The following is a 15,014-nucleotide window of genomic DNA, read 5'->3' as shown; positions in this document are numbered from 1 at the left end:
GCCATGAAAAAATTCCTGATTGCCTATACGCTGGGTCTTGGCGCCAGCAGCTTCGCGCTGGCCGCCCAGCCCTTGCTCAGCCCGCAGCAGCTGCAGCCTTTGCTGCAAAAAGCCGGGGCCGGCGCCGAAATCCGCCTCATCGACATCCGCGACCCCAAAGCCTTCGAGGCCGGCCATATTGCCCAGGCCGTCAACGCCCCTTATGGCAAATGGCGCGGCCCGGCCAGCAACCCCGGCGAGCTGCCCGATCAGCCCCAGCTGGTCAAACTGGTGCAATCGCTGGGCCTGACTCCGGCCACCCACGCCATCGTCATCTCCAGCGGCGCCGATGCCACGGATTTTGGCGCCACGGCCCGGGTGTACTGGACACTCAAAAGCCTGGGCCTGACCGAGCTGTCCATAGTCAACGGCGGCATGCAAGCCTGGCAAGCGGCCGGTCAGCCCGTGGGCAAGACGGCCATCAAGATTGCCCCCAGCAGCTACGCACCGACTTTTGACGCCAACTGGCTGGCCACGCAGCAGGATGTGGGCAAGCACCTGGACCTGTCCAACGCTGCCCTGGTGGACTCGCGCCCCGATGCCTTCTACCAGGGCAAGACCCGCGCGCCTGCAGCCAAGCTCTCGGGCACCTTGCCCGGCGCACAGCAGCTCGATTTCAACCAGTGGTTTGTGCCCGGCACGACGCTGTTCGTGGATGGCGCCAAGGCCAAGGACATTGCCGCCAAGATCCAGCGCCAGCAAGGCCAGGACATGGTGGCTTTCTGCAATACCGGCCACTGGGCGGCCACCGACTGGTTCGGCCTGTCTGAAATGGCCGGCCTGCCCAATGTGAAGCTGTACGCCGGCTCCATGGTGGACTGGACCCAGTCCCAGGACGCACCGCGCATGGCCAATCAGCCGGGCCGCCTGCAATCGCTGGCCTATGACGCCCAGAAGTGGTGGGATAAGAAGTTTAAATGACCCCCTGAGTCGCTTCGCGCCTTCCCCCAAGGGGGACGACACCCTCGCTGCGAGGCGGCTCTTGCTCGGTGTCTCTGGCTTGGTATGTGACAGTTTCACAAGCCTCGGACTCTTGAACTCTGAATTGACAACAAAAATATGAAACGACTTCCCATTACGGTCTTGCTGGCCGTCTTTTTTGGCTGGCTGCTGTGGTCGGTCTCCGTGCGCCAGGCCGCCCTGTTTGCCGTGGGCATTGGCCTGGGTGCCGTGCTGGCCGGCAAGCGCTTTGGCTTTACCACCGGCTGGCGCATGCTGGTGGAGGAAAAAGACGCTAGCGGCGTTTTCGGCCAGTTGCTGCTGCTGGCGCTGGCTGCCGCCATGGCCATGCCGCTGCTGGGCCACTACCCCGAGCTGACGGCCGCTCTGGGCCCGCCCAGCATCAGCCTGCTGATAGGCGCTTTCGTGTTTGGCCTGTGCATGCAGATTGCCGACGGCTGCGGCAGCGGCACGCTGTACAAGGCCGGTCTGGGCATTCCCATGAACGCCGCCATCCTGCCGCTGTTTGCACTGGGCAGCTTCATGGGCAGCCTGCACCTGGGCTGGTGGCTGGATCTGGGCAATACCGCCCCCGTGGGTCTGGTCACCGAATGGGGCTGGGCACCTGCGCTACTGGCCACCCTGGCCACCCTGGCCGTGATTGCTGCAGGCGTCGCTGTCTATGTGAACAAGGCCAATACGGCTCTGAACCGCCCCGCCAAGCCCTTGCTGGTACGCAAATGGATGGTGGGCGCCGTGCTGCTGGCGGTTTTTGCCACGCTCAACCTCATCATCGCCGGCCAGCCCTGGGGCGTGGTCTATGGCTTTGGACTGTGGGCCGCCAAGATCGCCAATGCCACGGGCGCGGTCGATCTGGCCAGCAACTGGTTCTGGAGCCAGCCGGGCAATGCCGCCCGTCTGCATGAAACTGTGCTGCTTGATGTGACCAGCATCACCAATGTCGGCATTCTGGGCGGCGCGCTGTGGATTGCCGCCGGCAAGCCCGCAGCGGCCAAGGCACTGACGGGCACGCAGTGGGCAGTCGCCCTGGTCGCGGGTCTGGTACTGGGCTATAGCTCGCGCCTGGCTTTTGGTTGCAATGTGGGCGCCATGCTGTCGGGAATTTCCACGGGCTCCATCCACGGCTGGATCTGGGTGCCCTTGGCTTTTGCAGGCACGATTTTCGGTCTGCGCATCCGCCGCCATTTCGGTTTTTGAGCGAGGAAAGAACATATGACTCAAGCATCTACCTTGCGCGCCGTTTTCTGGTCGGTTCTCGTGCTGTTTCTGGCCTGGGATTTCTGGCAATCGCCAGCCATCGACCTGCGTTTTGAAGCACCACTGATTGCCGCCGGCTCCGGCCAGGCCGCGCAGGGCGGCCACTGCTCCATGCCTGCAGGCAAATAAAGCTTCTGCTCCAAAGCACAACGCCCTGACCGCTACGGTTCAGGGCGTTTTTCATTGCTCGTTTTTATTGAGCGTATTAATTGCTCGTTGGATGGTGCGTTCAGTTCTGCGGCTTTTCCACCTCAAAGCCGGCCGCCTCCCAGGCCGTCAAACCGCCCGTCAGCGGCCGCACATTGCTGAAACCGGCACGCTGCAGCTGCCGGGCCACGCGCGCGGCAGAGATTTCGTTGGGACAGTCGCAATACACCACCAGACCATGCGCATGCTGATCGTGCGGCAGCAAATGCTCGTAGCTGGGCTTGCCTTTGGCCTGGTGATGGAGCCAGGACTTGGCCCCCGGTATATGGCCGCGCTCGAACAGCAGCGGCTCGCGCACATCGATCACCGTGGGCGTCACGCCCTGGGCATGGAGGCCGGCCAGCTCCGCCACCGACATGCGCGGCATTTTCAGGGAGCGGATGACGCGCTTGCGCTGCCACCATTTGCGCGCCACAAACACGGTAAAAGCCAGCAACAGCAGCAGCAGCCCCCATTTGCCCAGAGCGGTGAGCACATCGAGCAAATCCTGCACCGTAGACGAAAACAGCGAGCCCAGAAACACTGCCGAGCCCACCCAGATCAGCGCGCCCAGGATGTCGAACAGCACAAACGTGCGCAGCGGCGTGCCCACCACACCGGCCAAGGCGCTGGCAATCGACGCAAAGCCCGGAATGAACTTGGCCACCAGCAGGGAGCGCGCGCCCCAGCGGCCGTATACCGATTCGGTCTGGCGTATGCAGGCATCGGGCGAGAGCGAGATGCGGCAAATCTGCCCCAGCACCCGGTGACCGTAGGCTTTGCCGGCGTGATACCAGAGCACATCGGCAATCAGCGCCGCCACCACCGCGATCAGCGTGAGCCAGCCCAGCCGCGCCCAACTGGCGCCTTCCAGAGCCCCGGTGACCACCAGCACCGGATAGGCAGGAATAGGCGCACCCAGCTGCTCCACCAGCACGTTGAGGAAAACGATGCCCAGACCGTATTCGCGAATCAGATCGACCAGAAAACCCATGGCAGGCACTCCAAGAACCAGGCCGCAGCATCCGTGTGCAAGCCTTGCCGCAAGACTCTAGCCTGCGCGGCATCATCCCTGCCTGACTGGGGTTGAAGGACGGTTCTGCAGGCAGGCCAGCACGGCATCGAAATGCGGCTGCACGTTGAGCGCCGGCGCATGGCCGCAGCCCGGCACCTCCAGCCAGCTCAGCTGGCCTCTGGCACCGGGGCCGCGCTGCATCATCTGCTCTGCCACGGGCTTGAGCACCAGATCCGACTCCACCCCGCGCAGCAGCAGCACGGGCAGCTCCAGCGCGTCGTAATGCTTCCAGATCAGGTAGTCGTTTTCATGTAGGGTGAACTGCTCGATCATGCGAGGGTCGTAATGCGGGGTCACGCGCCCATCGGGCAGGCGGCGGGTACTGGTCTCGGTGAGCTTGCGCCATTCCATCTCGCTGAGCCAGCCATAGGGCCGGTAAACCGTGCGAAAAAACGCCTCCAGCTCGGTCACGGTCTCAAACACCGGCGGCTGACCCGCATAGGACTTGATGCGCTGCAGCGCCGCCTGGGCCAGCTCGGGCGCGTTGTCATTGAGAGTGAGGGTCAGAATGCACTGCTTCAGACTCGGCTCAAACAAGCCGGATGCGCAGACCGTGCCAATCGCCCCGCCCATGCTGGTGCCTACCCAATGCACCTGCTCCAGCGCCAGCGCCTCCATCAGCTCGCGTGCCAAGCGGGCATAAAAGCGCAGCTGGTACTCATCACGCGAATTGCGGCTCCACTGGCTCAGGCCACGACCCAAAGTGTCGGGGCAGATCACGCGATAGCCCTGGGCCTGGAGAAACTGGGCCAGCGCATCCATATCGCGCCCGGTGCGCGCCAGGCCATGCCAGGCGATGACGGTGCCCGCCAGTGCCGCACCAGGCGCAGGCTGCCAGTCCATGTAGTGAATCTCGTAGCCGGCGCAGCGGGTGTAGCAGGAGACAGGCGCGGCAGCACCGTGGGTGAAGGAATGCACAGGGGAAGACATAAGACAATCTCGATTCGAAGAGGCCGGCTACGGCCGGCCCCTGATGCGACAACGATGAGCGGCGCTCAGTTGGGGATACGGATCAGCCCATCGCTGACCTCGATGGCATTACCCGTAATGGGAGCTGCGACAAATGGCGGCACCTGGGCCGCCGTGATGGCCGGTGCCGCGCCGGGCTGGCCGCCGCGTGGCGTGGCGCGCACCACCTGACTGGCCGGCAGCGCCCCGCCGTTGCGCAGATGGACCCACATCGCATCCATGGCCTGGTTGAAATAAGGATGCAGCGGCACAAAGCGTGTATCGAAGCCCGAGAACGGCAGGAAGGCATCAAAGTGCTGGGCGTTCACTACCTCGATATAGCGCAGCCGCGTGCCTGAGCCGTCCAGGCTGCGATTGAGCACCGTGTAGGCACGCGCATTGTGGTTGACCGGCACCAGAGCATCGCTGCGGCCGGCCACGATGATGGTGGGCTTGCCGCGCAGCTTGGCGCTGTGCAGCACCTCGCTGATGCCGGCGCGCACCGCATCGCTCTGGGCCTGCGTTGGCACGCTGCTGTCCGAAAGATTGAAGCCCGTGGCCGTATCCACGCCCGTCACCAGCGCATGCTGGCATAGCGCGTTGTCCAGACCAAAGTCGGCCACGCCGGTGGAAGGCGAGACCGCCAACGGCCAGGAACGTGCACCACCCAGCGAATCGTTGTAGATCACGGTGGCCGGCGTGCCATTGGCCGTGCCATTGGCGGTGGCAAAGCTCTGGGCCAGCGCGGTCGCCGCAGCCGGCACCACCTCGCCCGCAGTGTTGGCTGCGGCAAAGCTGGTGCGGCACAGATTGGCCTCCACGCCAAAGCGGCCGTAAGCCATGGTGTACATAGCCGACAAAATAGGCCCGTTGCCCAAGCCGTAGTGGGCGTTGTGCATACGGTCGTTATCGCGCGTCCAGCCGTACAGGCGCAGCTTTTCCAGCGCATGGGCCGCGCGCTCGGCTGTAGTCGTTCCCACCACCAGACCCTTGGCGGCCAGGCCGCTGCAGCGTGCCTCGGCGCGCGCCGTCATGGCCGTCAGGCCGATGTAGTTGAAGATCGAGGTTTCGCTCAGGGCCGCATCGGACGCCAGCGCCGCGCAGGGCTGGTAAATATTGCCGTAGGTCGTGTATTCGGCCAACGCACGTCCGGCATTGGGCGCGATCTGGCCGCCCACGCTGATGGTGTAGCCCTGGCGCGTGGGCATCTCGGTCACGGGCTCGGAAGCCACCACGCCGTCAATCAGACCGTCCGTATCCAGTTCGGCTGCGCGCAGCACGGCTGCGCCGCCGTTGGAGGCCGAGCCCGCCAGCACCAGCGTGTTGGCCTTGGTGAAAGGCACGGGGTCGGCTTCCGTGCCATAGCGCTGGTTGAGCACATACAGGGCGTAGCGGACTGCGGCCAGCGTGTCGTTGCCCCAGTCCTTTTCCGGGTTCTGCTGGGAATGCGCGTGCTTGATGGCGATGCGATTCGGAAATGCCGTGTTGTAGGCCGCACGCGCCGCATCGCTCAGCCGCGCGGCGAAGAAGGACAGGCTGCCCGCATCCGTGCGCGTGGCGCGCGTACCGTCTAGCTTGTTGACCGTGTCGTCCGAGAGATTGTGCAGACCCACGCCCTTGCCCGCATCGGTCAGCGCCACGGCGCAGCCCTTCTTCAGCCCCCACTCCCCGGCCGTGCCTATGGCGCCATACACACCGCGCGAGCCCGAGGACGGGCCCAGCACCACACAGGCTCGGTTGCGGTCAAAGCTGTCGGGCAGTTGCACCACCACCATGGTTTGTTTGCGGCCCGTGCCGTCGTCAAGCACGCCCCGGTACTCACGCCCGGGAACCAGGCCCTCGGCGGCGGTCACCTGGCCGTCGGCCGTGATGTTGGGCCCGTACAGCGTGCCATAGCCGCCATTGGCCGTGGGGTCCAATATGCCCCGGTAGTTGGAATACAGCGCATTGCGCCGCAACTCGGCCGCAGTGGGGTTGACCGGGTCCGCATAGGTTGGAACCGCACCACCCAGGCCCGTCTTGCCTATGCCGCCGGTCAGCAAATCCTGCGTGGCCGCCGTGCTGCCTGTACTCACGGCTGTCGCCGGGTATGCCGTCATGCCCAGATCGGTAAAGCCCCTGGGCAGATGGTTGCTGGGCATGATGTCGCCGCCACAGGCCACCAGCGTGGCGGCGGCCACGGCCGTAGCCGCCCAGCGCCATGAGATTCGCCCGTTCGAGAGTGTTTTTTCGTCACGCTTCAACATGCCCATCTCCTTGCGGTATTTCTCTGATGCACGAATGCGCCTTGGCCGCTTCGGCCCCGGCACGCGAAAAACGCAGGCGTCCCACCACGCCCGTGGGAAAGTAATACACCGACAACACAAACAGCACGCCCAGCCACAGCAGCCAGCGATCTGGCGACAGCAGGGCCGCCAACCAGGGCAGACTGGCGGCCGCCTCGCTGCCGACGCGCAGCAAGTCCTGCAGATAGCTTTGCGCGATCAGAAAGATCAGCGAGCCGATCACCGCGCCATAAATCGTGCCCATGCCGCCAATCACCACAATGAGCAGACAGTCCATCATAATTTCGAAGGAAAGCGTGGTGTCCGGCCCGTTGTAGCGCAGCCAGACGGCTAGCATGGCACCGGCCACACAGGCAAACAAGGCGGACAGCACGCTGGAGGTGGTGCGGTACACCACCACGCGGTAGCCAATGGCTTCGGCCCGAAATTCGTTTTCACGAATCGCCTGCAGCACGCGGCCGAACGGCGAATTGACAATGCGCAGCAGCATCAGCACCAACAGCACGGCCACGACAAACAGCAGGTAGTAGCTGATGACCTTGCCATCGATCAGCAGGCCTAGGACTTCGTTCTCGAAAGGCTCAAAGCTGGGCGACAGCCATTCGGGCATCTTGAAGGTCAGGCCGTCTTCGCCACCGGTCCAGTCCGACAGCTGCGAGGCCAGGGTCTGAAACGCCGCCGCCACGGCCAAGGTGATCATGGCAAAGAAAATGGCCCGTACCCGCAGCGAAAACAGACCTATGGCCAGCGACAGCAGCAAGGACACCAGCAGCGCTGCGCCCAGGCCCAGGGCCAGTGAGCCCCAGCCGGCACCGAGCTTGCTGGAGGCAATCGCCACGCCGTAAGCGCCTATGCCGAAAAACATGGTGTGGGCAAAGCTAACGATGCCGGTATAGCCCAGCAGCAGATCAAAACTGGCGACCAGCACCACAAAGATCAGCACCTTGGCCGCCACATTGAGGGCCTTGACGCCAGGAAAGGCAAACGGCGCGACAGCCAAGCCTATCAAGATGGCCAGCAGCATCACGGCCAGAACACGGCTGCGCGGCAGATCGCCGGAGAGCAAACGATTGAGCATGTGCTTGACTCCTAGCGATTGGCGACTGGATAGACGCCTTGGGGGCGCCACAAAAGAATGGCCACCATCAGCGCGATATTGGAAAACAGCGCCACCTTGGGCACGAGAAAGCCGGTGTAATTGGCCATCAGCCCCACCAGCAGCGCACCGATCAACGCTCCGCCCGTGCTACCCAGACCACCGATGATGATGACGATAAAAATCAGCACATTGACCTGGGCGCCCATCTGGGGAATCACGTTCTGCTGGTACAGGCCCCACATCACGCCACCCAGACCGGCCAGGGCCGAGCCCACCACAAACACGCCGATGAAGAGACGGCGCACGCGGTAGCCCAGAGCCTCGACCATCTCGCGATCCTGCACGCCAGCGCGGATCAGCAGGCCGACCTTGGTACGCGACAGCGTCCAGGCCAGGGCCGCAAACACCGCGCCTCCCACCAGCACGGCAAACACCCGGTATTTCTCCACCGCCGCGTCACCCAGCAGCCAGGCGCCCTTCATGGCTTCGGGTAAGGGCAGCGGTATCTGCTGCGGGCCCCAGACGACCTTGATCAGCTCCTCGCCAATGATCATGCCGCCCATGGTGATGAGAATCTGCTTGAGGTGCTGGCCGTAGACGGGGCGCACGATAAAGCGCTCGAACGCCAGCCCCACCGCAGCAGCCACCGCCATGGCCACCAGCATGGCGGGAAACACCGCCACCAGATTGCGCCACAGCTGATCCGAGCCCGTCCAGTCCGTCATGGCACCCAGCACGCTGGTGGCCACAAAAGCGCCCAGAGCGATAAAGACGCCATGACCGAAGTTCAGCACATCCATCAGACCAAACACCAGCGTCAGCCCCGAGGCAATAATGAAGATGATCATGCCCATGGCCAGGCCGGCCACGGTGAGCGTGAGCCAGGTGCTGGGCGAGCCGACCAGAGGCAAGGTGAGCAGCGCCAGCAGCGGCACCAGCAGCAGCGGTGGGTAATCCAGATCCTTGAACTTCATGGTCTTGCCGCCTTCCTGACTACTTCCCGTTTGATAGCTGCTCGCACTTGATGCATAAGCACTACAACTCTTTTTGGCTCGTATTCATAGATCTTCATAGCGACAGCCCCAGCAAAGACTTTTGCAGCGCCTCGTCGGCCGCCAGCTCGGCCATGCGGCCGGCGTAAATGACGCGGCCGTTGTCCATCACGGCCACGCCATCGCCCAGGCGCTTGGCAAAGTCAATGTTCTGCTCCACCAGCAGGATGCTCACGCCGCTGGCCTTGAGCTGGGCAAAGGCATGAATCATGTTGTTGATGATGGCGGGCGCCAGGCCTTTGCTGGGTTCATCGACGATCAGCAGATCGCGCGGCTCCACAATCGCGCGGGCCACGGCCACCATCTGCTTTTGGCCGCCGCTGAGCTTGCCTGCCGGTGCATTCCAGAATTTCTGCACGGCGGGAAAAAGCTGGTAAATCCAGTCCAGCCGCGCCGCATCCATCTGCCCCGCGTGGGCAGCGGAGCGCGCAGCCAGCAGCAGGTTTTCCTTGACCGTGAGATCGGAAAAAATGCCCATGTTCTCGGGCACGTAGGCGATATTGAGCTGGGCAATCGCCGGCGTTGCCAGCCGCGTGATATCGCGCTCGCCCAGGCGAATGCTGCCTTGGCTGGCCTGCCACAAGCCCATGATGGTGCGCAGCGTGGTCGTCTTGCCCGCGCCATTGCGGCCCAGCAGCATGGTGACCTCCCCTCGGGGTACGGCCAGGTCCACGCCGTGCAGTATGTGATAGGCGCCGATATGGGTGTGGACGCCCGATAGCTGCAGCAAAGCGGTCGTGCTCATGTGCCCTCCTTCACGGCCTTGTCCATCACATTACCCAGGTAGGCCTGCTGCACCACGGGCGAGGCAATCACCTGGGCTGGCGGACCGTCGGCCACCAGCTCTCCGTTGGTCAGCACGATGATGCGGTCCGCCAGCTCGCGCACCACATCCATCTTGTGCTCCACCAGCAAGATGATCTTGCTGCGGTCTTTTTTCAGCTCGCGAATCAGATCCAGAATCACCGGTGCCTCGTCATGGCTCATGCCTGCCGTAGGTTCGTCAAACATATAGACCTGAGGCTCCAGCGCCATCAGCAGCGCCACTTCCAGCTTGCGCTGATCACCATGCGGCAGTGCCGACGCCGGCTCGTCGCGCCGCGCCCACAGCGCGACCTGCTCCAGTATTTGCTGGGCGCGCGCCAGCAGTTGGCGGTGATCGCTCCAGATGCTCCACAGGTTGAGGCCATGCCTGTGACGGCCCTCGCGCGTGGCCTGCACGGCAAGGCGCACGTTCTCCAGCACCGACAAGCCCGGGAACAGATTGGTCAGCTGAAAGGCCCGACCCAGACCGGCGCGCGTGCGCTGCGAAGGCGGCAGGCCCGTCAGCTCCTTGCCACCCAGATGCACGCGGCCTTCACTGGCCTTGAGCTGACCCGAGATCAGATTGAAATACGTGGTCTTGCCCGCCCCGTTGGGGCCGACGATGGCCGTCAGCGTGCCCGGTTCAAAGGCACAGCTCACGCCATTCACAGCCACATGGCCGCCAAAGCGTATGGTGAGCTTGTCAGTGGTCAGCATCGATTTATTTCAGTCAAAACAGCCCCATACGCTTGCTGAACAAGCGCATCTAGCTATCAAAAGGGAATGACAGGGCCGTGACCGGCCCGGTGCGAGCGGCTGGGCTAGTTAGCGTCCATTGCGAACGGGCACATTCATCTCTTCAGGCTTGATCTCGCGCACCAGCTCGGGCACGCCCCAGGCCACGGCAGGGTCGTTCTTGATCTTGAAGTGGTACATGCTTTGCATGGCCTGATGGTCCTGCTTGCGGAACGTCATGGGCCCCTTGGGCGTGTCAAAGCTCATGCCTTCCATGACCTTGATCAACGTGTTGGCCTTGGTATCGCCACCGGTTTTTTTCAGCGCCGTCACGATGGCCATGGCCGCCGAAAAACCGCCTGCGGTGAAGAAATCCGGCGGCGCCTTGTACTGCTTGTAGTTCATGGACACCAGGGCTTCATTGACCGGATTCTTGGGAATGCCGTAGTAATAGTACGTCGCGCCCTCCATGCCTGGCAGGTTTTTGTAGGCCGCCATGGCGGGCAGGATGTTGCCGCCCGTGGCGATCTCTATGCCGTAGCGCTTGAGGTCCATGTCGGAGATCTTGAAGGGATTGCCTGCGCCCGCCCAGACGATCCAGATCACCTTCTTGCCCGGCTGATCCTTGAGTTTGTCGATCAGCCGCTGCGCGCCGGCAGTGAAGTCCGTGGTGGCCGCCGGCAAATACTCCTCATGCACCAGCTTGCCTTTCTTGACCGCTTCCTTGAAGGCTTTGACGCCGTCCCTACCAAAAGCGTTGTCCTGCGCCAGCGTGGCGATGATCACGCCGGGCTTATCTATGGCCACCGCATTGCCTATGGCGTCCTGGCTGGAGTTGCGGCCGGTGCGGAAGATGTATTTATTCCATTTGTCGCCGGTGATCGAATCGGCCACGGCGGGCTCGACCAGCAGGATTTTTTTGTACTCCTCGGCCACCGGCAGCATGGCCAGAGCCACACCCGAGGAGCTAGGGCCAACCGCCAGATCGGCCTTGTCGTCCGAGTAGGCTGCGGCCAGCTGGCTTTTGCCCAGATCCGGCTTGCCCTGATCGTCTTTTTCGATCACCACAATCTTCTTGCCATTGACGGCCATGCTGCCGCCCGTGGCGTATTCCAGCCCCATCAGCAAGCCCGCCTGGGTCTGCTTGCCATAGGCCTCCAGCGGGCCGGTCTTGCTATAGACGTGGGCAATGCGAATTTCGGATTGCGCTTGCGCGGTGCCGGCCAGCAAAGTGCTGACAGCGGCCGCTGCGGCAGCCTGAATCCAGAGGCGTTTTTGCATGGGTGGGTCTCCTTGAGGTGCTCTTGTGCATCAAGCCTAAGCAGTCTTCATGCCAACTGCAAACCTCTGTGGGCAGGAGCGCAAAACACCCGGATAAACACCGAATGCCAAACGCCTGAAAGCGCTGCCCACTCGCTACAGCCGACATGCTGTCGCTTCAGCAATGTTCAAATTTCAGACAGATATCCGCCTGATATTCAAACAGTGTTCATTTATCAGACACATCTTCGTTTGCAGCCGGATCCTTACCGTCCGAAAAAACACAAAAGGGATGTGCAAGACATCCCTTTTTTCCGAGCAGTGACCGCTTATGCCGCAGGCGTATCAAAGCCCAGCAAGCGCACGGCATTGCCTTTGAGAATGCCGGGCATGACCTCGGGCTTGAAGCCCGCCACCTCGAAATCCTTCATCCAGCGGTCGGGGGTGATCAGTGGGAAATCGCTGCCGAACAGCACGCGGTCCTTGAGCAAGGTGTTGGCGTACTGCACCAGCTGCTTGGGGAAATACTTGGGGCTCCAGCCCGAAAGATCGATCCAGACATTGGGCTTGTGCAGCGCCACCGAAATCGCCTCGTCCTGCCAGGGAAAACTGGGGTGGGCCATGACGATCTGCATATCGCCAAAGTCCACCGCCACATCGTCGAGCAGCATGGGATTGCTGTTGGCCAGGCGCAGGCCGCCGCCGCATTTCATGCCGCTGCCGATGCCGCTGTGACCGGTATGAAAAATGGCGGGAAGCTTGTAGTGATTGATCACCTCGTAGATAGGCCAGGCCATGCGGTCGTAGGGATGAAAGCCTTGTACCGTGGGGTGAAACTTGAAGCCTTTGACGCCGCATTCGGTAATCAGACGCTCCGCCTCGCGCGCTCCCATCTTGCCCTTGTGCGGGTCTATGCTGCCAAAGGCCACCATCATGTCGCTGTTCTCGCGCGCGGCATCGGCAATCTCTTCGTTGGGAATGCGGCGTCGCCCCATTTGCGATTCACTGTCCACCGTGAACATCACCAAGCCCAGCTTGCGCTCGCGGTAATAGGCAATGGTCTCGGCAATCGTGGGGCGCTGGGAGCTGCCGAAATACTTGTCGGCGGCGCGGTCATATTCTTCGCCGTAGTTGTCAAACGGGTTACGGCAGCTCACCTCTGCATGGGTGTGGAAGTCGATGGCGATCAGGTCTTGGTGATTCATGGGTGGGTCTGCTTTGGGGTAGTGAGTCAAATCAGCCTCAAGCGCTTGTCACGCCTGCGGAACCTGCTCTCGAAATTGAATAAAGAAGTCAATACTGGACGGATTGGCCATGGCATCGGGACTGGCCACCTCGGCGGCATTGGCCCCCAGCAACAGCTTGCGCACCGGCACTTCCATCTTCTTGCCGGTCAGGGTGCGGGGAATCTCTGCCACCTGTACCACCACATTCGGTACATGACGGGCCGAGGCCCGGGTCTTGATGGCGTTCTTGATCCGGCCGCTCAGCTCCTGCGTCAGCTGCTCGCCCTGCGCCAGCGTGACAAATAGCGGCATGAAGGAAGGACGGCCCAGATATTCCAGATCGACCACCAGACTGTCCGTGACGGCATCGAGTTCCTCCACCACCCGGTAGATTTCCGCCGTACCCATGCGTATGCCAAAGCGGTTGATGGTGCTGTCGGAGCGGCCGTAAATCACGGCCGAGCCACGCTCGCTGAACTCTATCCAGTCACCATGGCGCCAGAGTCCGGGAAAGACGTCGAAATAACTGTCGTAGTCGCGCGCGCCCTCTGCATCGTTCCAGAAATGCACAGGCATGGAAGGCATGGGCTCGGTAATCACCAGCTCGCCGACTTCGTCCACCACGCTCTGGCCCTGCTCGTTGAAGGCATAGGCGGCCACGCCCAGTTCGCGGCACTGAATCTCGCCCGCATTCACAGGCAGTATGGGCGCGCAGGCCACAAAGCCGGAAGCGATGTCGGTGCCGCCACTGATGGAGGCCAGCCACAGATCGTTTTTCACGTTCTCGTACACCCAGGCATAGGCCTCCAGCGGCAAGGGCGAGCCCGTGGAGTTGATGGCGCGCAGCTTCTCAAAGCAGCGGCCCTGGCTGGGCCGGATGCCGTCCTTCATGCTCTTGTTCAGGAAGGCGGCGCCGCAGCCAAACAGGCTCACCTCATACTGGTCGATAAAGTCCCACAGCGCCGCATCATCGGGCGCTGTCGGGTTGCCGTCGGAGAGCACCACCGTGGCACCGGCCAGCAAGCTGCCGATCATCAGATTCCAGACAATCCAGCCCGTGCTGCCCAGGAACATGAAGCGATCACCGGGCTGAACATCGTGCTGCAGCCGGTTGGTCTTGAGGTGGGTGAGCACAATGCCGCCATGGCTGTGGACCATGGCTTTGGGCAGGCCTGTGGTACCCGAGGAATACACCACCCACAACGGGTGCGAGAACGGCAGGCGTTCGAACTGCAGGGCCGCCGGCTCGGCAAGCATCTGCGCCCAGTCCAGGGTGTTGCGCCAGCTCAATTCTGTCTCGTCGGTCGCAAACAGCGGGCCCGGCACATGCACCACATGCTCGATCTCGGGCAGGCCGTCGAGCACCTGCTGCAAAACCGCTCGGCGGTCAAAGTGCTTGCCCGCGTAGGTATAGCTGTCGGTGGCGAAGATCAGCTTGGGCTGAATTTGCTGAAAGCGATCAAGCACCACGGAAACGCCCATCTCCGGCGCGCAGCTGGACCAGATGGCGCCAATGCTGGCACATGCCAGAAAGGCGGTCACCGTCTGCGGCACATTGGGCAGATAGGCCACCACGGTGTCGCCAGCGACCACGCCCAGCCGGCGCAGCTTGGCAGCCAGAGCGCCCACATCACGCTGCAGCTGCGCCCAGGATACGCTTTGCACCGCCGCCGACTCGCAGCGCGCGATGATGGCCGGGCGCTGCGCCGAGGCCTGGCGAAACACATGCTCGGCATAGTTCAGCCGCGTGTCGGGAAACCATTGCGCGCCCGGCATGCGGCGGCTGGCCAGCACCTGCGCGGGATCGCCGTCGGCCTGAATTTCGAAGTAATCCCAGATGGAGCGCCAAAAGCCCTCCAGATCCGTGACCGACCACTGCCACAGGCTTTGGTAATCGGCAGCATCGCACACGCCGCGACTGCGCAGCCACTGCATATAGTGCGCCAGACCGCTGCTATCGATTTTTTGCTGTGTGGGCGCCCACAGCTGCTGCCCTTGCTCGACCACCATGCGCTGCCTTGTTGTTTTGATGTATCAAAATAAGTATGTTTTATAACTATAAAAACAAAACGCAGCGATACTCATAGG

The 15,014-nt window shown here is 62.5% G+C and carries 12 protein-coding genes and 1 pseudogene; 3 read left to right on the top strand and 10 right to left on the bottom strand.

Going from position 1 to position 15,014, the window contains the following annotated elements:
- Positions 1-3: 3 nt before the first annotated feature.
- The 3 genes from EAO39_RS07050 to EAO39_RS22470 all read left to right on the top strand — a co-directional run bounded on the left by EAO39_RS07050 (position 4) and on the right by EAO39_RS22470 (position 2,385).
- Entirely contained in the window at positions 4-960 is a 957-nt protein-coding gene (locus EAO39_RS07050) for a rhodanese-like domain-containing protein (RefSeq protein ID WP_120966777.1), read from the top strand.
- Between the two features lie 138 nt (positions 961-1,098).
- Positions 1,099-2,196 (top strand): YeeE/YedE thiosulfate transporter family protein, encoded by a 1,098-nt coding sequence (locus tag EAO39_RS07040; RefSeq protein ID WP_120966775.1) that lies wholly within the window; start codon positions 1,099-1,101, stop codon positions 2,194-2,196.
- 15 nt (positions 2,197-2,211) lie between these two features.
- Complete coding sequence (locus EAO39_RS22470) at positions 2,212-2,385, top strand: hypothetical protein (protein WP_162989488.1); 174 nt, start codon at positions 2,212-2,214, stop codon at positions 2,383-2,385.
- A gap of 100 nt (positions 2,386-2,485) precedes the next feature.
- Here the strand turns inward: EAO39_RS22470 and EAO39_RS07035 are convergent, their stop codons facing one another.
- From EAO39_RS07035 to EAO39_RS06990, 10 genes and pseudogenes are all read right to left on the bottom strand, one after another.
- Positions 2,486-3,436 carry a VTT domain-containing protein gene (locus tag EAO39_RS07035; protein WP_120966774.1) on the bottom strand — a complete coding sequence of 317 codons (951 nt, stop codon included), beginning with the start codon at positions 3,434-3,436 and terminating at the stop codon, positions 2,486-2,488.
- Between the two features lie 72 nt (positions 3,437-3,508).
- A complete protein-coding gene (locus EAO39_RS07030; RefSeq protein ID WP_120966773.1) occupies positions 3,509-4,447 on the bottom strand; it encodes an alpha/beta fold hydrolase in 939 nt (312 codons plus the stop codon).
- A 65-nt stretch (positions 4,448-4,512) separates the two neighbouring features.
- Positions 4,513-6,711 carry a 3-hydroxybutyrate oligomer hydrolase family protein gene (locus EAO39_RS07025; protein WP_120966772.1) on the bottom strand — a complete coding sequence of 733 codons (2,199 nt, stop codon included), beginning with the start codon at positions 6,709-6,711 and terminating at the stop codon, positions 4,513-4,515.
- A gap of 70 nt (positions 6,712-6,781) precedes the next feature.
- Positions 6,782-7,828 (bottom strand): annotated as a pseudogene (locus EAO39_RS07020) (branched-chain amino acid ABC transporter permease); the annotation flags it as partial.
- An 11-nt stretch (positions 7,829-7,839) separates the two neighbouring features.
- Positions 7,840-8,823, bottom strand: coding sequence for a branched-chain amino acid ABC transporter permease (locus EAO39_RS07015; RefSeq protein WP_120966771.1), 984 nt, complete (start codon positions 8,821-8,823; stop codon positions 7,840-7,842).
- Between the two features lie 94 nt (positions 8,824-8,917).
- On the bottom strand, positions 8,918-9,646 hold the full coding sequence (locus tag EAO39_RS07010) for an ABC transporter ATP-binding protein (protein WP_120966770.1): 729 nt from the start codon (positions 9,644-9,646) through the stop codon (positions 8,918-8,920).
- The gene (locus EAO39_RS07005; protein WP_120966769.1) at positions 9,643-10,422 is read right to left on the bottom strand and encodes an ABC transporter ATP-binding protein; all 780 of its coding nucleotides are present in this window, start codon (positions 10,420-10,422) and stop codon (positions 9,643-9,645) included. Before EAO39_RS07005 ends, EAO39_RS07010 begins: the two co-directional genes overlap by 4 nt.
- 108 nt (positions 10,423-10,530) lie before the next feature.
- Entirely contained in the window at positions 10,531-11,721 is a 1,191-nt protein-coding gene (locus tag EAO39_RS07000; RefSeq protein WP_120966768.1) for a substrate-binding domain-containing protein, read from the bottom strand.
- Between the two features lie 308 nt (positions 11,722-12,029).
- Positions 12,030-12,905: an amidohydrolase family protein gene (locus EAO39_RS06995; protein WP_120966767.1), complete on the bottom strand. Its 876-nt coding sequence runs from the start codon at positions 12,903-12,905 to the stop codon at positions 12,030-12,032.
- Positions 12,906-12,953: 48 nt separating this feature from the next.
- Complete coding sequence (locus tag EAO39_RS06990; protein WP_120966766.1) at positions 12,954-14,936, bottom strand: acetoacetate--CoA ligase; 1,983 nt, start codon at positions 14,934-14,936, stop codon at positions 12,954-12,956.
- Positions 14,937-15,014: the final 78 nt, after the last annotated feature.

The sequence above is a fragment of the Comamonas sp. lk genome, from assembly GCF_900564145.1.
Lineage (GTDB): Bacteria > Pseudomonadota > Gammaproteobacteria > Burkholderiales > Burkholderiaceae_C > Comamonas.
This window is presented reverse-complemented; position numbering and strand designations above follow the sequence as displayed.